The 19,784-nt window shown below is 63.6% G+C and carries 19 protein-coding genes; 10 read left to right on the top strand and 9 right to left on the bottom strand.

Annotation, left to right across the window (positions count from 1 at the left end; all coding sequences use genetic code 11):
- Window positions 1-58: 58 nt before the first annotated feature.
- Entirely contained in the window at window positions 59-562 is a 504-nt protein-coding gene (locus LQ144_RS04545; RefSeq protein WP_230117376.1) for an Lrp/AsnC family transcriptional regulator, read from the bottom strand.
- 93 nt (window positions 563-655) lie between these two features.
- On the opposite strand from LQ144_RS04545, the gene hisC reads away from it, so the two are divergent.
- Together hisC and LQ144_RS04535 are read left to right on the top strand one after the other, a co-directional pair.
- Window positions 656-1,753 carry a histidinol-phosphate transaminase gene (hisC, locus tag LQ144_RS04540; protein WP_230117375.1) on the top strand — a complete coding sequence of 366 codons (1,098 nt, stop codon included), beginning with the start codon at window positions 656-658 and terminating at the stop codon, window positions 1,751-1,753.
- Between the two features lie 53 nt (window positions 1,754-1,806).
- The gene (locus LQ144_RS04535) at window positions 1,807-3,234 is read left to right on the top strand and encodes an amino acid permease (RefSeq protein WP_230117374.1); all 1,428 of its coding nucleotides are present in this window, start codon (window positions 1,807-1,809) and stop codon (window positions 3,232-3,234) included.
- Between the two features lie 129 nt (window positions 3,235-3,363).
- Here the strand turns inward: LQ144_RS04535 and LQ144_RS04530 are convergent, their stop codons facing one another.
- Entirely contained in the window at window positions 3,364-4,095 is a 732-nt protein-coding gene (locus tag LQ144_RS04530) for an HAD hydrolase-like protein (RefSeq protein WP_230117373.1), read from the bottom strand.
- Between the two features lie 75 nt (window positions 4,096-4,170).
- On the opposite strand from LQ144_RS04530, the gene LQ144_RS04525 reads away from it, so the two are divergent.
- Window positions 4,171-4,638 (top strand): Lrp/AsnC family transcriptional regulator, encoded by a 468-nt coding sequence (locus LQ144_RS04525; protein ID WP_056635630.1) that lies wholly within the window; start codon window positions 4,171-4,173, stop codon window positions 4,636-4,638.
- Between the two features lie 95 nt (window positions 4,639-4,733).
- On the opposite strand, the gene LQ144_RS04520 is transcribed toward LQ144_RS04525, so the two are convergent.
- A complete protein-coding gene (locus LQ144_RS04520; protein WP_230117372.1) occupies window positions 4,734-6,146 on the bottom strand; it encodes an aldehyde dehydrogenase family protein in 1,413 nt (470 codons plus the stop codon).
- The gene (locus LQ144_RS04515) at window positions 6,139-7,191 is read right to left on the bottom strand and encodes a homoserine dehydrogenase (RefSeq protein WP_230117371.1); all 1,053 of its coding nucleotides are present in this window, start codon (window positions 7,189-7,191) and stop codon (window positions 6,139-6,141) included. Before LQ144_RS04515 ends, LQ144_RS04520 begins: the two co-directional genes overlap by 8 nt.
- Window positions 7,192-7,488: 297 nt before the next feature.
- Between LQ144_RS04515 and LQ144_RS04510 the strand changes: the two genes are divergently transcribed.
- Both LQ144_RS04510 and LQ144_RS04505 read left to right on the top strand, forming a co-directional pair.
- Window positions 7,489-8,928, top strand: coding sequence for an amino acid permease (locus tag LQ144_RS04510; protein ID WP_230117370.1), 1,440 nt, complete (start codon window positions 7,489-7,491; stop codon window positions 8,926-8,928).
- A 125-nt stretch (window positions 8,929-9,053) separates the two neighbouring features.
- Window positions 9,054-9,854, top strand: coding sequence for an IclR family transcriptional regulator C-terminal domain-containing protein (locus tag LQ144_RS04505; RefSeq protein ID WP_230117369.1), 801 nt, complete (start codon window positions 9,054-9,056; stop codon window positions 9,852-9,854).
- Here LQ144_RS04505 and LQ144_RS04500 read toward each other — a convergent pair.
- Genes LQ144_RS04500 through LQ144_RS04490 form a run of 3 tightly spaced genes read right to left on the bottom strand, consistent with a single transcriptional unit; the run spans window position 9,851 to window position 11,858 of the window.
- Window positions 9,851-10,627, bottom strand: coding sequence for an IclR family transcriptional regulator (locus LQ144_RS04500; protein ID WP_230117368.1), 777 nt, complete (start codon window positions 10,625-10,627; stop codon window positions 9,851-9,853). The two genes, LQ144_RS04505 and LQ144_RS04500, sit on opposite strands and share 4 nt — an antisense overlap.
- 32 nt (window positions 10,628-10,659) lie before the next feature.
- Window positions 10,660-11,412 (bottom strand): cyclase family protein, encoded by a 753-nt coding sequence (locus LQ144_RS04495; RefSeq protein WP_230117367.1) that lies wholly within the window; start codon window positions 11,410-11,412, stop codon window positions 10,660-10,662.
- On the bottom strand, window positions 11,409-11,858 hold the full coding sequence (locus LQ144_RS04490; protein WP_230117366.1) for a hypothetical protein: 450 nt from the start codon (window positions 11,856-11,858) through the stop codon (window positions 11,409-11,411). Before LQ144_RS04490 ends, LQ144_RS04495 begins: the two co-directional genes overlap by 4 nt.
- Window positions 11,859-12,023: 165 nt before the next feature.
- Between LQ144_RS04490 and mmuM the strand changes: the two genes are divergently transcribed.
- Window positions 12,024-12,992, top strand: a complete 969-nt coding sequence (mmuM, locus tag LQ144_RS04485) for a homocysteine S-methyltransferase (protein WP_230117365.1) — start codon at window positions 12,024-12,026, stop codon at window positions 12,990-12,992.
- Window positions 12,993-13,391: 399 nt separating this feature from the next.
- On the opposite strand, the gene LQ144_RS04480 is transcribed toward mmuM, so the two are convergent.
- Both LQ144_RS04480 and LQ144_RS04475 read right to left on the bottom strand, forming a co-directional pair.
- Window positions 13,392-13,889: a DinB family protein gene (locus tag LQ144_RS04480; protein ID WP_230117364.1), complete on the bottom strand. Its 498-nt coding sequence runs from the start codon at window positions 13,887-13,889 to the stop codon at window positions 13,392-13,394.
- 59 nt (window positions 13,890-13,948) lie between these two features.
- Window positions 13,949-14,701: an FCD domain-containing protein gene (locus LQ144_RS04475; RefSeq protein ID WP_230117363.1), complete on the bottom strand. Its 753-nt coding sequence runs from the start codon at window positions 14,699-14,701 to the stop codon at window positions 13,949-13,951.
- A 94-nt stretch (window positions 14,702-14,795) separates the two neighbouring features.
- Here LQ144_RS04475 and LQ144_RS04470 point away from each other — a divergent pair, with 94 nt between their 5' ends.
- From LQ144_RS04470 to LQ144_RS04455, 4 genes are all read left to right on the top strand, one after another.
- Window positions 14,796-15,674 (top strand): carbon-nitrogen hydrolase family protein, encoded by an 879-nt coding sequence (locus LQ144_RS04470; protein WP_230117362.1) that lies wholly within the window; start codon window positions 14,796-14,798, stop codon window positions 15,672-15,674.
- Between the two features lie 8 nt (window positions 15,675-15,682).
- Window positions 15,683-17,038 carry an APC family permease gene (locus LQ144_RS04465; RefSeq protein WP_230117361.1) on the top strand — a complete coding sequence of 452 codons (1,356 nt, stop codon included), beginning with the start codon at window positions 15,683-15,685 and terminating at the stop codon, window positions 17,036-17,038.
- A gap of 64 nt (window positions 17,039-17,102) precedes the next feature.
- Window positions 17,103-17,882 (top strand): carbon-nitrogen hydrolase family protein, encoded by a 780-nt coding sequence (locus LQ144_RS04460; protein WP_230117360.1) that lies wholly within the window; start codon window positions 17,103-17,105, stop codon window positions 17,880-17,882.
- A gap of 200 nt (window positions 17,883-18,082) precedes the next feature.
- Window positions 18,083-19,711, top strand: coding sequence for a reverse transcriptase domain-containing protein (locus LQ144_RS04455; protein WP_230117359.1), 1,629 nt, complete (start codon window positions 18,083-18,085; stop codon window positions 19,709-19,711).
- Window positions 19,712-19,784: the final 73 nt, after the last annotated feature.

Below are 19,784 nucleotides of genomic sequence, written 5' to 3'. Positions count from 1 at the left end.
GCAGGCGGGTCTAGATTGAACTGATAATATGCGCAATTGTGGCGTGCATCACCCGCATTTAGTGGGAAGCGCGGGTTTCCTGCTCGGAGAGCCGGCTCAGGAGGCCGTCGTAGCGGGGCGGCATGAGTTCCAGTACGGAAATGGCCGTGCTGGTCCGCTGGATCCCCTCGATTTCCAGGATCTCGTTGGTGATGCGGTAGAGATCGGCCGTACTGCGTGCCACCACCTTGGCCATGAGGTCCGCGTCCCCGGTGGTGGCGTGCACCTCGATGACCTCGGGAATAGCGGCGAGCCCGTCTTCCACTGCACCTGTCCGCGTCTGGCTGATGGACAGCGAGAGGAAAGCCATGAGGTCATAGCCAAGTGCGGCGGGATCCAGTCTCCGGCTGAAGGAGCGGAGGGCGCCGCTGCGCTCGAGCCGTGCCAGCCGGGCGTGGATCGTGTTCCGTGCGACGCCGAGGGTCCGCGAGAGTGCCAGGGCGCTGGCTTCGGGATCCTTGTCGAGGGCCAGGATGATCCTGCCGTCGAGGGAATCCACGGTGCGGGGGCTCGGGATGGTCATATTTTCACCACAGACGCTAGAAGTTGAGCAGAAGTCCCAATGGGTTGAGCGTATCTTGCAATGTGGGCGGGGTCACAATCATGATCAGTCCTCATGACCCGTGATCAGCTCCTGACCGCACCGGACACCGCGCTTCCCACCCTTCGCGGCGCTGTGGCCGGACTTCCGCCCTACGTCCCGGGCCGGCGCAGCGCCGGCTTGGACATTGCGGCCCTCGCCAGCAACGAAAGCCACTACGAACCACTGCCCGCTGCCGCCGCCGCGGTGGCCGCAGCAGCCGGTACCATGAACCGCTACCCGGACAGTGCCGCCGTCGAACTCCGCGAACGGCTTGCCCGCCACCTCGGCGTCACGTCCGGAGAGGTGGCGGTGGGACCCGGCAGCGTCGGCGTCCTCCAGCAGATCATCACCGGCCTTTGCGACGCCGGAGATGAAGTGATCTTCGCGTGGCGCTCCTTCGAGGCCTACCCCATCCTGGTTGAGTTGGCAGGCGCCCGGCCGGTCCGCATTCCGTTGGACGCCGCTGAGGGGCACGACCTCGATGCCATGGCCGCGGCCGTCACTGACCGCACGAAGGTTATCCTGCTCTGCACCCCCAACAATCCGACCGGCGTGCCGATCAGCCATGAACGCATCGAGGCCTTCCTGCGATCCGTCCGCTCGGACATCCTTGTGGCGGTCGACGAGGCCTACGTGGAATACGCCGAAGCGGGCACCGGCCCCGACTCGCTGGCGCTCTACCGCCAGTACCCGAACGTCTGCGTCCTGCGCACCTTCTCGAAGGCGTACGGACTCGCCGGCCTGCGCGTGGGATACGCCGTGGCGGCACCGGACATCGCCGAGGGACTGCGCCGGACAGCCCTTCCCTTCTCCGTGAGCGCGCTGGCCCAGAAGGCTGCCATCGCGTCGCTGGATGCGGGGGAGGAGATGGAAGCCCGGGTAGCCGCCGTCAGGCAGGAACGCGTCCGGATGGCCGCGCAGCTGGAAGCCCAGGGCTGGAACCTCCAGGCGAGCCAGGGCAACTTCCTGTGGATCCGTGCCGATGAAAGCCTTCGGGCGAGGCTGGTGGAGGCGTTTGACCGCGCGGGCATCCTGGTCCGGGCGTACCAGGGGGACGGTGTGCGGATCACCGTTGCCGACACTGCCTCCAACGATCGCGTGCTCCGGCTCCTGGAAGCTCTCACGGCCTGAAAACCGACTGACCTGAAATCCCATCCGTTCCACCTACAACCAGAGGACTCTCCATGGAACAACAGACAATGACGTCTGCCCGCCCCCTGGGCGCCGCACTCAAACCCCGCCAGCTCACGATGATGGGCCTGGGAAGCGCCATCGGCGCGGGCCTCTTTATCGGCTCCGGCGCCGGCATCCAGGCGGCCGGCCCGGCCGTGCTGATCTCCTACCTCGTGGCCGGCACCCTCATCATCCTGGTGATGTGGGCCCTCGGCGAGATGGCCGCCGCCAATCCGGACAGCGGTGCCTTCTCCGTCTATACCGCCAAGGCCTACGGGCCGGTGGCCGGTGCCACGGTGGGCTGGCTGTGGTGGCTGCAGCTCGTGGTCGTGATCGCGGCCGAGGCGCTCGGTGCGGCAGGCCTGCTGGCCACCATCTTCCCGGCGCTGCCGGTGTGGCTGATGGCGTTCGTGTTCATCGTGGTGCTCACTGCCGTGAACCTCACCAGTGTGAAGAACTTCGGCGAGTTCGAGTTCTGGTTTGCGCTGCTCAAGGTGGCGGCTATCGTCGGGTTCCTCCTGGTGGGCGCTGCGCTGCTGTTCGGCTGGCTGCCGGGCGTCCAGTCGCCGGGCCTGTCCAACTTCACGGGTGCCGGATTCGCGCCCGACGGTTTTGCCGGGATTGCCACGGCACTGTTCGTGGTGGCTTTCGCGTTCGGCGGCACCGAGATCGTCTCGGTTGCGGCAGCCGAGACCGCGGAGCCGGCTCGCAGCGTGAAGAAGGCAGTCCGGACCGTGCTGTGGCGCATCCTGGTCTTCTACATCGGTGCGATCTTCGTGATCGCGGCGGTGGTTCCCGTGGGTTCGGCGGGGCTGAAGAGCCCGTTCGCCGCGGTCTTGGATGCGGCCGGCATGCCCGGCGCGGCCACCGCCATCACCCTGGTGGCCGTGGCGGCACTGCTTTCCGCCCTCAACGCCAACCTCTACGGTGCGTCGCGGATGGCGTACTCCCTGGCCGAGCGGGGTGAAGCGCCGCGTCTGCTTGCCTCCGTGTCCAAGGCGCGGGTTCCGGTTGTCGCGGTCCTGGCCAGCGTTGCCTTCGGTGTGGTCACGGTGGTGCTGGAGCTTGCCTTCCCCGAGAAGGTCCTTCCCGTCCTGCTGAATATTGTGGGTTCGACGTGCCTGCTGGTGTGGACGTCTGCGCTCCTGGCCCAGCTCGCGCTGCGCCTCCGCGCCGACCGCGAGGGAACGGTGCTTCCGCTGCGGATGCCCGGGTTCCCGTGGCTCACGGGCTTCGGTCTGGTCATCCTCGCGGCGATCTTCACGGTGGGCTTCATCGGCGAGGATTCCCGTCCCCAGCTCCTGAGCACTTTCGCACTCGTTGCGCTTCTCGCGGGGGCGAACTGGCTCCACCACCGTTCTATGAAGCGCTCTGCCAACGCCGCCCCTGGCCGCGTCGAGTCTTCGGAGCGCGCCGAGCCTCCGGTGCTCATCGACTGAAGCCTGGCAACTTCACGGCCCCCGGAGGTTCTGATTACTCACGTCGGGCCGTGACGGTCAGCAGCTTCCCGTCCGTCATGGCCTGGCGGGAGAGCGTCTGGTAGCCCTCCTGTTCGAACAGCACGGTGATCACGGCCAGGACCTCTTGGCAGAACTGTGCTCATCCGACGGGCGGCGGTTGGCCTCGATCAGTGGCAGCAGGGCTGCAGGAGAGGAGACAACGGCGGCCGCCTGCGACGCTTCGCCCGCGTCCCCGTATCCCCAGTGCGCGAATATTGTCGGGATTCCGTGTTGGGCGGCTCCGGCGATGTCGTAGCTCCGGTCTCCGATCATTACGGGACTGGAGATGTCTATGCCTTCGGATTGAAGGCGGAGCAGCAATTCGGCAATGACCTCTGCCTTGCTCGCTCTTCCGTCGCGGTCGGACGCTCCGCAGATGTTGATGAAGTGGCCTTCGATTCCAAACCTTCGTGCGAGTCTTACCGCTTGGTCTTCCACCTTGGATGTGGCCACAGCCATCGGCATGCCGGCCGAGTGCAGGTGGTCAAGCAGCTCGATGATCCCGTCGTATGGGCTGGACTGTTCAGCGCCGTGGTCGGCGTATGCCTTGCGGTAGTGTTGGAGGGCCCTTTGGGCGGTTATGTCGTCCAGCTGTGAGACTGTTCTGAAGGACTCGATCATCGGCGGGCCGACGAATTGCCGCAGTTTGTCCATCGCGGGGACCGGCGCGCCTACGGCTGCCAGGGCTCGGGCAGCACTTGCCGTAACGCCGGGTGCTGAATCCAGCAGCGTCCCGTCCATGTCGAACAGGACGCAGCTAATGCCAGTGAGAGGTGGACTGTCTTGCTGCAGAAGTGTCATTTTTCGAGTGCTTTCGGTCGTGGAGTTGGTTCGGTTCTGGGTGTGCCGGGGAAAATTTTCGTGTGAAGGGTAGGCATGGATCGAGTGAGCCTTGATCAGATAGACCAGAGGATTCTTGCGGAGCTAACGAAGAACGCTCGGATGAGCCACGCGGAGCTGGCGACCAAAGTCCTGCTGTCGAGGAATGCCGTGCGCCAACGGATCGAACGGATGGAACGGCAAGGGTATATCCAGGGGTACACGATCGTTGCCGGCCCACCGGGGCAGGGGCCGGTGTCCGCCTTCCTGATGGTTTACAGGAAGGACCGGGTGCGGGGGTCGGACGTCATCACCGTCCTTCGGTCGATTCCGGAAGTGGTCTTGTGTGATGTTGTGAGCGGCGACTTTGATCTGCTGGTGAGGGTCGAGGCCCGGTCGCTGGAGAGGGTTCAGGAGATCTGGGAACAGATTGCGGCCATTCCCGGCGTCACGGACACGGTGACGGCTATGACGCTGTCCAGTTACATCAGGCGGGGCCCCGGAGGTGCCCGTGCCACGGAGTGAAGCGATCAGAATCCGGACAGGTCCGCACTTCCGGCGGGCAGCACAGCGAGGAACTGGAGGGGGCGCACGGCGCCGCCGCGCCCCCTCCGGTTCGATCAGTTCCTGATGCAGATGACCTTTGGCTGGGTCATCTCCTCATACGCGAAATGGACGCCCTCCCTGCCCATGCTTCCGTACTTGGCCCCGCCGAACGGCATGCCGTCGAAGCGGTAATCAGAGGAGTCATTGATCATGACGCCGCCTGCTTCGAGCTGTTGGGCTGCGTCCATGGCCCTGGCCAGGGAGTCGGTGAAGATGCCCGCATGAAGACTGAACTCGATGGCGTTGGCGACTTCGATGGCCTCTTCGAACGTGCTGAACTGGCGGAACATGACCACGGGCCCGAAAACCTCCTGCTTCCACAGCCGGCTGTCCGTCGGGACCGCTTCCAGGACGGTCGGGTGAAGCACGTTGCCGTCCGTGACATTGCCTGAAAGAAGGACAGCGCCGGCGCCGAGGGCCTCGTCCAGCTTGGTTTGGAGTTCATGCAGCGCGGCCGGGCTGATCATGGGCCCGACGTCCGTCCGTTCATCTAAAGGATCTCCGGCAACCAGGCTGGCCGCCGCCTCCAGGAAGCGCTGGCGGAACGCGCCGTACACCGGGGCGGCTATGAGAATCCGCTGCACCCCCACGCAGTTCTGGCCAGCGGCCCAAAATGCTCCGGAGACGCAGGATTCCACTGCATTTTCGACGTCGGCATCGTCCAGGACGATCACAGGTGCGTTTCCGCCGAGATCCATGGACAGCTTCTTCAAGCCCGCCGTGCGGGCGATGCTTTCACCCGTGGAGAACCCCCCGGTGAAGGACACCATTCGTACGTCCCGGGACCTGATGATTGTTTCGGCCACTTCCCGGCCGCCGTGGACAATTGTGAGGGCCTCCGGCGGGAGCCCCGAGCTCACGAGGGCGTCCGCGAGCTGCTGGGCTGACAGCGGCGTCAGCGCAGAGGGTTTGAGAATCACGGAGTTTCCTCCGGCGATTGCCGGGCCGATCTTGTGCGCCACCAGGTTGAGGGGGTCGTTGAACGGGGTGATCGCGGCAATGATGCCCAGTGGTTCGCGCGAGTACCACCCGGTGCGGTCCTCTGAGCCTTCATAGGAGTCGAAGGGGATGACTTCGCCTGCGTTCCGGCGCGCTTCGGCAGCGGACAGGCGGAGCGTGTTGACCGCCCGCAGCACTTCTTTCCGTGCCTGGCGGATCGTCTTCCGGGCCTCGGACACTATCGTTAGTGCGAACTCCTCGCTGCGCTGCTCGATCTCCGTTGCGGCACCGTCCAGGATCTTCCCGCGTGCGGCGCGGGACAGGGCCCGTGCCTTCCGGGCGCCGACGCGGGCCGTTTCGATCACGGCTTCGCCGGCGGTGGCATCGGTCAGCGAAACCGCGCCGACCACCCTGCCGTCGTAGGGGCTCGTCACGTCACGGAACTGTGGCAGCGCGGTTTCTGCCGAACAGAGCGTGGATTCAGGCATTTGCGGATACCTCCGTCCTGGCTACGTGAATTGCGATGATGTCAGAGAGCAGCGCGTAGGCGGTCTCCACGCGCCCGGCTCCCGGTCCGGAGATGGTTACTGCGCCCAGAAGATCGGTCTCGAAGGACACGGCATTGGTTGCGCCGGCAACCCCTGCCAGCCCATGATCAAGGGGGAGCGCTACAGGGGATACGCCTGCAGTCACGGACCCGTCCGGATTCCGTCGTGCCGCGCCGACGAGCTTCCAGCGGCGCCCCGCGTGGGCTGCCTTCCGAATATCTTCCGGCGTCACGGTGGAAATCCCCTGCCGATGAACGTCCTTGAGCTCTATGCCGGCGTCCAGCAGTTCGTTGGCGAGGATGAGGACCTTGAGCTGAACGTCGTAGCCCTCGATGTCGGCTGCGGGGTTTGCTTCGGCGTAGCCGAGTTCCTGCGCCTCCCTGATGGCCGCGCCGACGTCCAGGCCGGCTTCCATCCGCCCGAGCACATAGTTGCTGGTGCCGTTGAGAATGCCTTCGAAGCCGTTCAGCTGCAGCCCCGCGAACATCTTCTTGGCCAGGCGGATGACGGGAGTGCCGCTCATGACGGCGCCCTCGAACTCGAAGTGCACGCCGTTCTGTTCGGCCAGGGCGGTCAGTTCGGCGCCGCGGAGGGCAACCGGGCCCTTGTTCGTCGTGCAGACGCTCTTGCCGGATTCGAGTGCCCAGCGTACGTGCGAAACTGCCGGCTCGCCGTCGTCGGGATTCGTGAAGGTGGCCTCGCAGATAATGTGCGCTGGGCAGTTGCGGATCACGGATTCGTTGTTGGTGTCGGCGGATCCGCCGTGGGCTGCAAAGGTTTCATTGTCGCCGCCCAGTTTGAGGGCAACGGGGAGGTCCACGCCTTCGGGCTGGACCAGGGATCCGAGACGCAGGTCGGTGATGGCCACGATCCGCAGGCCGAAGCCCAGTTCGGAACGAAGTCTCTCACCACGCGTCGCGATCAGTTTGGCCAGCGTCCTGTTGACGCCGCCGAAGCCGATCAGCGCGATGTCGTAGGTGGTCATGGTGCTCCTTCAGTCAGTTACATCGGTCCTCCAATGCTGACCGCATTCCATGTCCGTCAGCGCATGTGATTGTGACCGAAAAGCAGGGCGAACTGACCATCCGCCTGCCGATTCGTCATTCGCGCCGGAACGTAACTTACGTTCAACATAGACATGTGGAGATGTTTTTAATGACCAAAACGGCCATTTCGTGTTACTTTCATCACTGTCGCTACTGCGCAGCTCGAGTCGGCTTGACCCACGCCAGGCCACGTGCGCATTCTTCGCATCACACCTGCCACTCACCTGGGAGAAACCATGGAATCGTCATTACCTGTCCAGCTCGAACCGCAGCCCACCATTCCGCCCTCGACCGATTCGGGGCTCCGGCGGTCCATGGGGGCGCGGCATCTGGTCATGATCGCCATGGGCGGGGTGATCGGCTCCGGGCTTTTCCTCAGCTCGGGGTACACCATTTCCCAGGCCGGGCCGCTTGGGGCGGTCATCGCATATCTCATTGGCGCCTTTGTTGTGTATCTGGTGATGGCCTGCCTCGGTGAACTTGCCATCGCTTATCCGGTCTCAGGGGCCTTCCATATCTACGCGGCGAGGTCGATCGGGCCGGCCACCGGGTTCACCACCGCCTGGCTCTACTGGCTCTGCTGGGCGGTGGCCATCGGATCGGAGTTCACGGCTTCCGGTCTCCTGATGCAGCGCTGGTTCCCGGGTGTTGACGTCTGGGTCTGGTGCCTTATCTTCGCCTCGGTCCTGTTCGGCTTCAATGCGGTTTCTTCGAAATTCTTCGGCGAATCTGAGTTCTGGTTTGCCATCGTCAAGGTCGGCGCCATCGTGGTTCTCATCGTTTTCGGCGGCGCGGCGCTGTTCGGCTTCCACCCGCTCAGCGAGGCGGCCAACCATCCCAGCATGTTTGAAAACTTCAACACTTCCGGCGGTCTCTTCCCCAACGGCTTCACGGGTGTCCTGGTCACTGCGCTTGCGGTGTTCTACGCCTTCTCGGGTTCAGAACTCATCGGTGTGGCGGCGGGCGAAACCGCTGACCCGGCCACCAGTATCCCCAAAGCGATGCGCAGCACCGTCATCCGTCTGCTGATCTTCTTCGTCGGGGCAATCGCTGTCATTGCCGCCACCGTCCCCTTCGAGCAGGTCGGGCTGGATGAAAGCCCGTTCGTGACGGTCTTCTCATCCATCGGCATTCCTTATGCCGCCGACATCATGAACTTCGTCATCATCACCGCACTCCTTTCAGCCGGTAACAGTGGCCTCTTCTCCTGCGCACGGATGCTTTACTCCCTTGCCGACGAGGGGCATGCGCCCCGGGCGCTGAAGAAGCTGACCCGGCGCGGTATTCCCATGACTGCACTCTCCGTCAGCATGCTCGGTGGCCTGGCATCCCTCATCAGCAGCGTCGTTGCACCTGAAACGGTATATCTGGCTCTCGTATCGGTGGCGGGATTCGCCGTCGTCGGGGTCTGGATGTCCATCACCGCCTCGCATTTCTTCCACAGGAGATCCTTCGTCAAGAATGGCGGTGATGTCGCTGCGCTTCCCTACAAGGCCCCGCTGTTCCCGCTGGTGCCTGTCCTGGCCTTCTCGCTCTGTGTCATCTCGCTCATCGGCATCGCCTATGACCCGAACCAGGTGGCAGCGCTCTATTTCGGATTCACTTTCGTTGGCGCCTGCTATGCCTTCTTTTACTTCAAGTACGGACGCAAGGCGCGCGCAAACCAGACCTCCTGACGCCGTCACAAACTATCGTCCGCGTAGCTTGGTGGCGGGAGGCTTTCGTCCCCCGCCACCAAGCTCGGCGTTCTGTGGGGACATGTGAGAATAGGCGTAGTTATCAGGCGGAAGGAGCACGGAGCATGGATTCTTCCTCGGAAGCGTCATCCATGGCCCAAGGCCTTCGGATAGTTCGGCTGGTCGCAGACCGGGAGAAGTGGGGAAGGCGGCTACTCGGCGTTTCCCAGATCGCATCCGAGCTGGAGATGGACCAAAGCCGTGTCTCCCGGTTGACTCAGGAATTGTGCGAGCTGGGACTGCTGGAACGCGTCGAACGCGGGCCATTCCGGACCGGTCCACGTTTTTTTACGCTGGCAGCCGCTTTGAATACGGGCTGGGTCCGCGAATCAAGAACCGAACTTGAGGCTTTGGTGGCCTCGTTCGGCCTTAGATCCAGACTTTCCGTCCGGGAGGGCTTCCGCGTCATTCTCCTGCGGACCTCCAGCAATGACGCGGTTCCCGGCGGCTTCGTGAAACCCGGCATGGTGACACCCGTGTGGTGCACCGGGTCCGGCCGGGCTCTGCTGTGGGACGAGGAGCAGCCAGCCGTTGAGGCCCTCCTTGCGGACGTCAACTTCATTGGCGTGGGCGGTCCGGGGGCGGCCCATTCGCCGCAGGAAGTCGTCGAATTGATGGACCGGGACCGGGCGCGGGGCTTCGTTGTCGCGGAGGAAGAGTTCGAGCATGGAGTCTACGAACTGGCGGTTCCGGTCCGCACCGCCGACGGTTCCGTTCTTGCAGCGCTCAGCGTCCTGGGCAGCCGGGCGGAGATCATGTCCGGCGCAGATGACATTGCAAAGGCCCTGTGGGAAGCAGCCCAACGGCTGGGCTCCTGCCAGGGCGGCACGCGAAACAGCGCTGGCCGGAAGGGTCTTGCCAGCTAAGGCCCATTCTTCGGCGGGACCTGACCCAGCATGGACTCAAGCCACCTTCCCCAGGACACGAGAGCCGTGGCGCAGGCTTCCGACCTCGGCTGCAGGCGGGTCTTGGCGCCTACGACCTGCAGCGCTGCCACCACGTCGCCCTTGAAGTCCCGAATCGGAACGGCCAGGGAATACAGCCCCGGCTCGGCTTCCTCGTCGACAATGGAGTATCCCCGCGCCCGGGCCGCGCGTAGTCGTGACAGGAAGTCCTCAACGTCAAGGGGCGTATTGGGGCCATGGCGCACGAAAGCGACACCGGAGAAAAGGGTCCGGACCTCGTCGTCGGACGTTTCCCACAGCAGAGCCTGGCCGGCATCGCTGCAGTAGGCCGGGTATGGCCGGCCCAGCCATGAACCGATCATGTTGCTACTAGCCGGAACATGCTCACCGATGGTGACGGTGCTGTCTCCGCTCAGGATTCCAAGGAAGCATCCTTCATCAGTTTCACGGGCCAAGCCTGCCAGCGCGGTGGCGCCGTCGGTCTGCAACCGTTGTTCGGACAACAGCTGCGCGTCCGTCAGGAGCGACCAGTCGACGGTGTAGGTCCGGTGGTCTTTGCGGACCAGAAACCCCTCCTGCTGGGCCGTCCGCAGGCTGCGCGCAATCTGGCTGCGGTCCTTGCCCAGGTCGGTTGCTATATCAGCGACCGTTCCGCCAGGCAGGCCTTCTGCGTTGCGGGAGCCCACCGCGAGGACAGCCATGATTCCCCGGCCCATGCTGGATGTCTTAGACATGGGTCCGATTCTAGTCACTGGAGGAACGCCTCCTAATGGATGGCGAAGACCCGGGCAGGAAAACCGCTGCCCCGCAGTGGCTTGGGCCAAGTGGCAATGAGGGCAGCGCCCGCCTCTGGAAGTCCGTCTAGGTTCGCCATCAGCTCGATCTGCCACCGGTTCTGTGCCAGGACGTAGGTCTCCAGCGTGAAATCCTGGCGGGATGTGGCCAGTCCCGGGTCTGTGTCCGTCTGCTCATGACCGACGGCGGTAACCGACCGCTCCTCAATCAGGAAGGAGAGGACTTCCTGCGACCAGCCCGGTGTATGGCTGACACCGTGATCGTCCCTGTTTGCCATGGCGGCAGCGTCAGGCCAACGGTCACTCCAGCCTGTCCGCAATGCCACAAAGGCCCCGGGTGGGATGGCACCATTGCGGTGTTCCCAGGCCTGGACGTCCTCCATCTGGGGAGTGGCGTCCGCATTAGCGATGACGCGCTCGGTGATGTCCAGGACGACCAGCGGAAGGACCATCTCCTCCACGGGAATCTGGTCCAGGGTCCTTCCTCCTGAGATGAAATGCGAGGGAGGATCAACGTGTGTTCCCCATTGTCCGATGATCGAGTAGCGGTGAGCGGTGAAACCGTCACCTTTCTCCAGATCGAAGACGGGCTCCCTGATTTCGTCGGGGAATGCCGGGAAGTGTGGCTGGCCGGGGTGGAAGGCGTGCGTCAGGTCAGTGAATGATCTGCCGGCAATCAGCGTCTGCAGGCCGTCCCAGAGGGCGGTTGTGGTGACTTGAGTCATGACGTGGCCTGGCTTTCAACAAATGCAGGAAGGGCAGTGTTGGAAACGCTGATTGGCCCTGTCAGCTCAATGACGGGCACCTCCCAAGGGTGGATATCCACGATGTGCTGCAGGAAGCGTTCCACGGCAGCGTCGTCGAGCGCAGCATCGAAATACGTCGTCAAGACGAGGGTCGGCGAAATTGTCTGCTGACCAACCTGCCCCAACGTAGGATTGGCGCCTTCAGCGCAAGTGAACCCCTCAAAACCCAAACCGGATTCGAAGACATGCCGGTAGTTGCCAAAGTCCCCGAGGTCAGGGGATTCCGCGACAGCGTCGAGCAGGGCCGCAATGCCCGCTTCGTCTTTGAATGCTTCTGCGTCGCCGCTGGCGAGCCGCGAGAAGGTTTCCGAAGCTACGGGCCAATGCACGCGCAGCTTGCGTACTGGCTTCATTTCAATCTTCATGGGAAGTCTCCTGATCGGTTCGTAACGTGTTTGCATGCCATCGTGGCACGGTGTGATGATCATTACAAGCATTGAAAAATGCTTATTATGAACATAGCCATCGTGCATAGGACGTGCACCGTGCCCGACAGCCATGGACGAACGAACCCGCTTGGAGCCCAAACAATGCCCAGTAACACCAAGCTCTCCCGCATGCTTGAGGCCGGAGCGAACCTGCCCGTGGACGGCGCACTTGCCACCGAGCTGGAAGCGCACGGCTGCGATCTGGACGACCCCTTGTGGTCGGCCAAGGTTCTCTTGGAACAGCCGCAGCTCGTCAAGCGCGTGCACCGCGATTACTTCCGCGCCGGAGCCGCGGTCGCGATCACGGCGAGCTATCAGGCAACACCCCAGGGATTTGCGCGGCGCGGCATTGGCGAAGAAGAGGCCCTGGAGTTGGTGGCATTGAGTGTCCGCCTGGTCGACGAGGCTCGCAGCGAGCACCTGGCCGAAAACCCGGGTGCAGGCCCCCTGCTGATTGCAGGATCGGTCGGTCCGTACGGCGCATACCTGGCCGATGGGTCGGAATACCGGGGAGACTACTGCCTCAGCCGAAACGAGTTCATGGAGTTCCACCGGCCGCGAATTGCCGCGCTGGTGGACGCCGGAGCGGACTTTCTTGCTTGTGAGACGCTGCCGTCCTTGCCGGAGGCCGAGGCCCTGATGGCACTCATGAAAGAGTTCGACGTCGAAGGCTGGCTCTCCTTCACGCTGCGGGACGGAGGGCACATCAGCGACGGCACACCGCTGGCTCAGGTGGCAAAGCTCTCCAGGGCGCAGCCGTCCGTCGTGGCCATTGGCGTGAACTGTGTGCCGCTGGAGCTGGTTTCCCCAGCCCTGGGCGCCCTGGGCAAAGCCACGGACACGCCCCTGATCGCGTATCCAAATTCTGGCGAAATCTACGACGCGGTCACCAAAAAGTGGCGGCCGGCCGCGGCCGGGGACACATCTGGGGGAGCCGGCAACAAGCAGCCCGCAAGCCTGGCCGAAGGAGCCGCCGTCTGGCGTGAACTTGGTGCCCGGCTCCTCGGCGGGTGCTGCCGGACGACCCCCAAGGACATTGCCGCTGTGGCCAGGCTTACGGGAAATCCCTGACGGCTGGCTGCCTCAGCAGGCCGGAACCCCCGCATCCCGCTCGCCCGGGCACTGCGGACCAACAGGACCGCGCCCATCGCCGTTCCGCGGTAGCCCGGGGGAATCGCCTGCAGCAGCGGCTGCCCAGGCGTCCGGTTGCGCCAGATCACGACGGCGGTCCACGCCGCCGTCGCCAGCATGCCTAAGTAGAGGGCCGCGTGCCACGGGGTGGAAAACGTCTCCAGGCTCGGCAGGTTGATGTGCGCCCAGCCGTCGAGGAAAACGGCCAGCAACAGCCACAGGCCAAGGAGTTCGGTGACCAGGTCGCGGCGTGCGTCGGTACCGGTGTTGCGAGCAGTCGCGGGCATCGGCGCGTCAATGTACTGGTCGACGCGCGGGTCTTTGCTCTAGTCCAACCTGTCAGCCCCTGAGGATCTGTTCGCGGAGGATGTCTGCGTGCCCGCAGTGCTGGGCGAGCTCGCGCAGCATGTGCAGGTACACCCAGCGCAGCGGCAGCGGGCCCCGCCGATTCCCGTTGACAAAGTCGTCGAGGTGCAGCGCGGATGCCGCCCGGCGCGACGCCTCGCAGGCGTCGCGGTGGGCGGCCTGGATGCTGTCAATCGTGTCCTGGACACTAAGGATGAATGACTCGTCCGGCGTGGCCGGGATGCCGATGTCTGCGCGGGAGCGGCAGGTGATCGCTTCGTCGAACCAGACCTTTTCCACGAAGGTCGCATGCTTGACCAGTCCCAGCAGTGTGGTCCGCGAGGGCACCAAAGTCCGGCGCGCCTGCTCCTCGGTCAGGCCGTCCAGGCAGGCATTGAGCCTGCTGCGGTGCTCATCGAGGAAGGCCTCGAACTGGATCCGCACCGGCTCGTTGATGACGTCCTCGGCGGAAGTGGCTGGAAGTGAAGGCATGCACGCAGTATGCCAAGGGGGCCGCGCGGCGGCAACGGATGGCATGGTCAGTGCGGGCCTCATTTGTCCGTTCGCGCTGCCAGGCCCATGAACATCGTCCGGTGCAGGATGTCCACGTGCTTGCGGGCGATCTCCACCGCTTCGTTGCCGTGGCCGGCGCGCAGGGCCGCCACCAGTGCGACGTGGTCGCAGTTTGATTTGTGCAGCAGCTCGATCGGGTACGGGATGAAGTAGGCGTAGAGCTCCGCCAGCGTCTCGTGATAAACCTCGATGGCGGTCCCCAGCCCCGACGCCGTGCCCACCAGCTGATGGAACTGCTCGTCGGCCTGGTGGTAGTCGGACCAGTCCGTGGACTCGGCCATGTCGCGGGTCAGCCGGTCGAGCTCGTCCAGCTGTTCAGCCGTGGCGTTGATGGCCGCGTAGTGCGTCACGGCGCACTCGAAGAGCAGCCTCCGGTCCACCAGCCGGTTCACCGCCTGGGACTCGGCAGGTGATGCCGAGAGCTCTGCCAACACGTTCCGCGGCGGCTCGTCGGCCACGAACGTTCCGCCGCCCCTGCCGCGGCGGCGGACCACCACGCCCTGCTCAGCAAGGCTGGCGAGCGCGCGGCGGGCAGTGATCGGGCTGACCGACAGACCCAGCGCCACGTCCTCCTGGTCGGGCAGTCGCTCGCCGGGCTTCAGCAGCCCCAGCGAAATCGCCATGCCGATCCGCAGCCGCACGGCATCGATGGCGCTGCGGCGGTCGATGCCGGCCAGCCTGCCTGCGCCGATCGGCGAAGAGTCGGCGGCGTCCTCCAACTGACGGGTCATATCCGCTACTTTACGGCCCATTCCCGCCTCTTCCCATAATTGGATCATTCTGATCTAATATAGTGCAGATCACATCCCCAACGTGGAGAACACCATGCGACGCATCCTTCCCCTCATCGCGGCCCAGGCCCGGCCCCGGCTCATCGGCGAACCCGCCTCGGACTTTGCGGACGAGGTCACAGCGGCCCTCGCTGTCCAGCCGCACAGCACGCTGGTGGTCTTTCCGGAGCTGCACCTGTTCGGCGATTCCGACCCCGACCAGCAGCGCACGGAAATGCTCCAGGCCTCCGCCGAGCCGCTGGACGGACCCCGGGTCAAGGAGCTCCGGCAGCTTGCCGCGGACCTCGGCATCTGGCTGGTTCCGGGCAGCGTGTGCGAGCGCGGCCCGGAAGGGCAGCTGTTCAATACGCAGCTGGTCCTGTCCCCGGAGGGCGAGCTGGCCGGCTACTACCGGAAGGTCTTCCCCTGGCGCCCGTTCGAGCCCTACGACCCCGGCGACCGGTTCACCACCGTGGACCTGGCCGGCATCGGCAGGGTGGGCCTGAACATCTGCTACGACGCGTGGTTTCCGGAGGTGTCCCGCCAGCTCGCCTGGATGGGCGCCGAGGTCATCCTCAACGTCGTCAAAACCACGACGCCGGACCGCCACCAGGAGCTGGTGCTCGCCAAGGCCAACGCCATCGTGAACCAGGTCTTCGTGGTCAGCGTCAACTGCGCCGGTCCCACAGGCAAGGGCCTGAGCATCATCGTCGACCCGGAGGGCAACACCCTGGCCGAGGCCCCTGATGATGCACCGGTGCTGCTCACGGCGGAACTGGACCTTGCCGCCGTCGAGCATGTCAGAACCCATGGAACCGAAAACCTCAACCGCCCCTGGTCCCAGTTCCGCGACGGCGAGGACGCCGTCGAACTGCCCGTTTACCAGGGCCGGATCAGCCCCGCCACCTGGGCTCCCCAGACCTTCAACGCCTAAGGAAACCCGTGACAACAACACCCACCCTCACCCGCACGCTGAAGCTGCCCTCGCTGGTCCTGTTCGGCCTGGCGTACCTGACCCCGCTGATCGTCCTGGGGATCTTCGGCATCATCGCCGAAACCACCGGCGGGGCGTCGCCGGCCGCCTACCTGGTGGCCATGGTCGCCATGCTGTTCACGGCGCACAGCTACGGCCGGATGGCCATCGCGTACCCCGTGGCCGGTTCCGCCTACACCTACGTCCGCCGGTCCATCGATCCGCGGGTCGGGTTCCTGGTGGGCTGGGCCATCCTGCTGGACTACCTCTTTCTGCCCATGGTCATCTGGCTGATCGGCGGCTCGTACCTGACGGCACAGTTCCCCGGAGTCCCCATCGCAGTCTGGATCGTGGGCTTCATCCTCATCACCACCGTGCTGAACATCCTGGGCATCAAGGTGGCGGACAAGGCCAACTACGTGCTGATGGCGTTCCAGCTGCTGGTCATCGTGTTCTTTGTGGTGCTGTCCATCGGCAACGTGGTGGCCACCTCCGGCGCCGGCGGCCTGGCCAGCACACAGCCGTTCTTCAACGACACCTCCAGTGTCGCCACCATCTCCGCCGGTGCCGCCATCGCCGCGTACTCGTTCCTGGGGTTCGACGCCGTCACCACCCTCACCGAGGAGACCATCAACCCGCGCAAGAACATGCCCCGCGCCATTATGCTCATCGCCCTGATCGGCGGCGGCATCTTCGTGACCGTGTCCTACGTGACCCAGCTGGTCCACCCCGGCGGGGTGTTCGAGGACTCCGCCTCCGCGGCCAGCTCCATCGCCCTGCAGATCGGCGGCCAGCTCTTCGGAGCCGTGTTCCTCGCCGGCCTGGTGGTGGCCCAGTTCGCGTCCGGCCTCGCAGCGCAGGCCAGCGCCTCGCGCCTGCTGTACGCGATGGGCCGGGACTCCGTCCTGCCCAAGGCGGTCTTCGGCCGGCTCAGCGCGAAGTTCCACACCCCGGTGGTGAACCTGGTCGTCACCGGCATTATCGGCCTGATCGCGATCTTCCTGGACGTGGCCACCTCGACATCGTTCATCAACTTTGGCGCCTTCACTGCCTTCACGCTGGTCAACGCCTCGGTGGTGTTCCACTACGTTCGGCAGCGCCGGGCCGGGAACCAGCTGAACGTTGTGTCCTACGTGGTGGTCCCGGTGATCGGAGCCATCGTCTGCGCTTACCTGCTCTCCCAGCTGGACAGCAACGCGATTACGCTGGGACTGTCCTGGTTGGTGCTGGGCATCGTGGTTCTGGGCCTGATCACGCGCGGCTTCAAGGCGGCCCCGCCGGAGATGACGGCCACCGAGAAGGCCACGGTTGAGGCCGCGGCCTGACCGGGTCATCTGAGCCGGGCCGCCGCCTGACCAGAGTTTGCCTGACCGAAGGGAAGGAACGGCCGTGAGGATAGCGCTCGGGCAGCTGGAGTCGGGCACCGACATCCAGGCCAACCTCGCCGCGATCGACCGGTTCGCCGCCGAGGCAGCGCGCGGCGGCGCCACCCTGGTCGCCTTCCCGGAATACGCCACCTACGAGAAGAAGAAGGTGGACGCGACGTTCCCCGCGATGGCCGAGCCGCTCGACGGTCCCGTCTGCCAGGAAATCGCCAACACCGCCCGCCGCCACCGCATCGCGCTGGTGGCGGGGGTGGTGGAAGCCTCGGAGGAGCCGGGCAAGGCCTACAACACGCTGGTGGCGTTCGGGCCCGACGGCGGCCGGCTGGCTTTCTACCGGAAGATCCACCTTTTCGACGCGCAGGGCTTTGGGGAGTCGACGTTCATCAAGCCGGGGTCGTCCACCAGCGCGGTGGTGTTCGAGGCCGGGGGAGCGCGCTTCGGCCTGATGACCTGCTACGACCTGCGGTTCCCGGAACTGGCCAGGTCAATCGCCGACGCCGGCGCCCAGGTCCTGCTCGTCTGCTCGTCCTGGGTGCCAGGCACCCACAAGACCGAGCAGTGGCTGGCGCTGAACGCCGCCCGCGCCATCGAGAACAGCGTGTACGTGGCCGGGGTGTGCCAGGCGCCGCCGGTCTCGGTGGGGCGGAGCGTCCTGGTTGATCCGATGGGGGTGGTTGAAGCCGACCTCGGGTTGGAGCCTGGCGTCCGGGCGGTGGATGTCTCGCTTGAGACGGTGGCGAGGGTACGCGAGCTATTCCCGATGTTTCGGCAGCGGCGGCTGTAGGCCGTTTCGCGTCCCCACGTCCATTTAAGAAGCGAAGTTGCGCGCTAAGGGAGCAACCCACGTCTAGGACACGCCGCACCGGGGCCGCCTATCCAGTCGGTACACTGCCCTTCGCTATCATTTCAGTGGGTTCCAAGAGGAACTAGGCTACCTGCCATTTGTAAGCGGATTATGACTGATCATCACCAATTACTTGAGGCGTGCTGTCCAACCAGCGCTCCTGCGTGAGGCTCATTTTATTTGTGGTGGGTTGGCCGCCGATGGGGCCCGCGAAAGCGGGCTCCATCACCTTTCTAGGGGGCATGGTGTGGCGAGAACTTGACAAGGCGATTTTTGATAGCGCGACGAGGCAAATTCGCGACTTTGAAAGATATCGCAAAGACGTGCAGGATGAGAATGCCCGCAGGAAGCGCAGAAGCCTCAACCCGCCGCCCCTGCTGGAGATAGTCCGTCCCTCCCGATGGAACGAGAGCCCTGCATTTAATCCGTACCTCGTTCGCAAGCGGTCCGCTAGTATTGCACACGCCATAACTGAGAAGTTGAAGAGCGGGACTTACGTTCCTCAAAGACCGGCTTCCTTTGGTGTTCCGAAACCCTCGGGTGGTGAACGTCGGGTTAATACTTACAGCATCGCTGATGAGGTAATATCTAGGCGCCTGTACCAGTCCCTCATGGGAAAGAATTCTGCGAAGCTTAGTGCGCATTCGTTTGCCTATAGAAACGATCGAACGCCGCACGATGCTATCTCGTATATTCACAACGACATAAAGAATGAGCATCGTCTGTTTGTTGCGGAATTCGATTTCAGCAAGTTCTTCGATCTTATATCGCACGAATACGTTTGGGAGACTTTTTCCAACCTAGGGATTATTGCGTCTCCCCTGGAGAAGTCCTTAATTAGGACCTTCCTGGCTCATCCACCGTCATCCGCGGACGGACTGCGGAACGGAAAGAACATGGGTCTTCCGCAGGGCACGTCGATCAGCTTATTCTTGGCAAACGTGGCTGCGACTCCTATTGATCGCTCTCTCGAGAGGCTGGGAGTTGGGTTTGCGCGGTATGCCGACGACACGCTCATTTGGAGTGACAGTTATGAAAAAATCTGCACTGCTTCACGCATTTTACAGGAGGCGGCTCATGAAATCGGATCGCCGATAAATTTCGAAAAAAGCCCTGGTATCAGAATTCTATCGAAGCCTGAAGCGCGGCCGTCTGAGATCGAAGAAACCAAATCGATCAACTACTTGGGGCACACCCTTGGCCTGAGTAGTATCCGTATGCGAGAAACAGCAGTAGATCGAATAAAAAAGCGGGTTCAGACCCTGATATATACGAACTTGCTTATGGAGCCCTTGCGCAACAACCAAAACATGGATGCGATTACGTCGAATGATCGCGATTACGTAACCTACGTCTGGCAACTTCGTCGCTACCTATATGGACCCTTGAGCGAGAACGATGTCCGTCGTTTTCAGCACGGAACCGTTCCTGCAATGTCATTTCAGGGCGTAATGTCGTTCTTCCCGCTTGTTGATCACGACAAGGATCTCGTCGAACTTGACGTGTGGATAGCAACTCAAACATGGCTTGCCCTTAAAAGGCGGCAGCGACTACTTGCAACGCGTGTAACGCGAGTACCGCGAACCTGGGGACTTAGTAGGTCGCAACTTATCCAACTAAAGGTTGTGTCAGGAACCACTGGAGAAGAGATTGATCTACGACTTCCAAGCCTAAGGAGAATTGCGGGCGTCATCCGCCTGGCTGTCAACACTCATGGCCTTGCCTCTGTCTCAGACGGCTCAGACCTCTATCTGTACGAGTCAAACTAAACGGTGGCGTGCCACCTGTTATTCATCGTGTTCTTGTTGCGCTGCCCATCGGAAACATAGTTTCCACGTGGGG

It is taken from the genome of Arthrobacter sp. Bi83, assembly GCF_918698095.1.
GTDB lineage: Bacteria > Actinomycetota > Actinomycetes > Actinomycetales > Micrococcaceae > Arthrobacter.
The sequence above is the reverse complement of the archived record's forward strand: the minus strand, read 5'-3'. Positions and strand labels throughout refer to the sequence as shown.

Bases quoted from the DNA above. Each gene is read 5' to 3' on its own strand.
- LQ144_RS04495 (WP_230117367.1), bottom strand. From the start codon at position 11,412: ATGACTCAAGTCACCACAACCGCCCTCTGGGACGGCCTGCAGACGCTG.
- LQ144_RS04500 (WP_230117368.1), bottom strand. From the start codon at position 10,627: ATGTCTAAGACATCCAGCATGGGCCGGGGAATCATGGCTGTCCTCGCG.
- LQ144_RS04545 (WP_230117376.1), bottom strand. From the start codon at position 562: ATGACCATCCCGAGCCCCCGCACCGTGGATTCCCTCGACGGCAGGATC.
- LQ144_RS04530 (WP_230117373.1), bottom strand. From the start codon at position 4,095: ATGACACTTCTGCAGCAAGACAGTCCACCTCTCACTGGCATTAGCTGC.
- LQ144_RS04470 (WP_230117362.1), top strand. From the start codon at position 14,796: ATGCGACGCATCCTTCCCCTCATCGCGGCCCAGGCCCGGCCCCGGCTC.
- LQ144_RS04520 (WP_230117372.1), bottom strand. From the start codon at position 6,146: ATGCCTGAATCCACGCTCTGTTCGGCAGAAACCGCGCTGCCACAGTTC.
- LQ144_RS04480 (WP_230117364.1), bottom strand. From the start codon at position 13,889: ATGCCTTCACTTCCAGCCACTTCCGCCGAGGACGTCATCAACGAGCCG.
- hisC (WP_230117375.1), top strand. From the start codon at position 656: ATGACCCGTGATCAGCTCCTGACCGCACCGGACACCGCGCTTCCCACC.
- LQ144_RS04475 (WP_230117363.1), bottom strand. From the start codon at position 14,701: ATGACCCGTCAGTTGGAGGACGCCGCCGACTCTTCGCCGATCGGCGCA.
- LQ144_RS04525 (WP_056635630.1), top strand. From the start codon at position 4,171: ATGGATCGAGTGAGCCTTGATCAGATAGACCAGAGGATTCTTGCGGAG.
- LQ144_RS04490 (WP_230117366.1), bottom strand. From the start codon at position 11,858: ATGAAGATTGAAATGAAGCCAGTACGCAAGCTGCGCGTGCATTGGCCC.
- LQ144_RS04515 (WP_230117371.1), bottom strand. From the start codon at position 7,191: ATGACCACCTACGACATCGCGCTGATCGGCTTCGGCGGCGTCAACAGG.
- LQ144_RS04505 (WP_230117369.1), top strand. From the start codon at position 9,054: ATGGATTCTTCCTCGGAAGCGTCATCCATGGCCCAAGGCCTTCGGATA.
- LQ144_RS04510 (WP_230117370.1), top strand. From the start codon at position 7,489: ATGGAATCGTCATTACCTGTCCAGCTCGAACCGCAGCCCACCATTCCG.
- LQ144_RS04535 (WP_230117374.1), top strand. From the start codon at position 1,807: ATGGAACAACAGACAATGACGTCTGCCCGCCCCCTGGGCGCCGCACTC.
- mmuM (WP_230117365.1), top strand. From the start codon at position 12,024: ATGCCCAGTAACACCAAGCTCTCCCGCATGCTTGAGGCCGGAGCGAAC.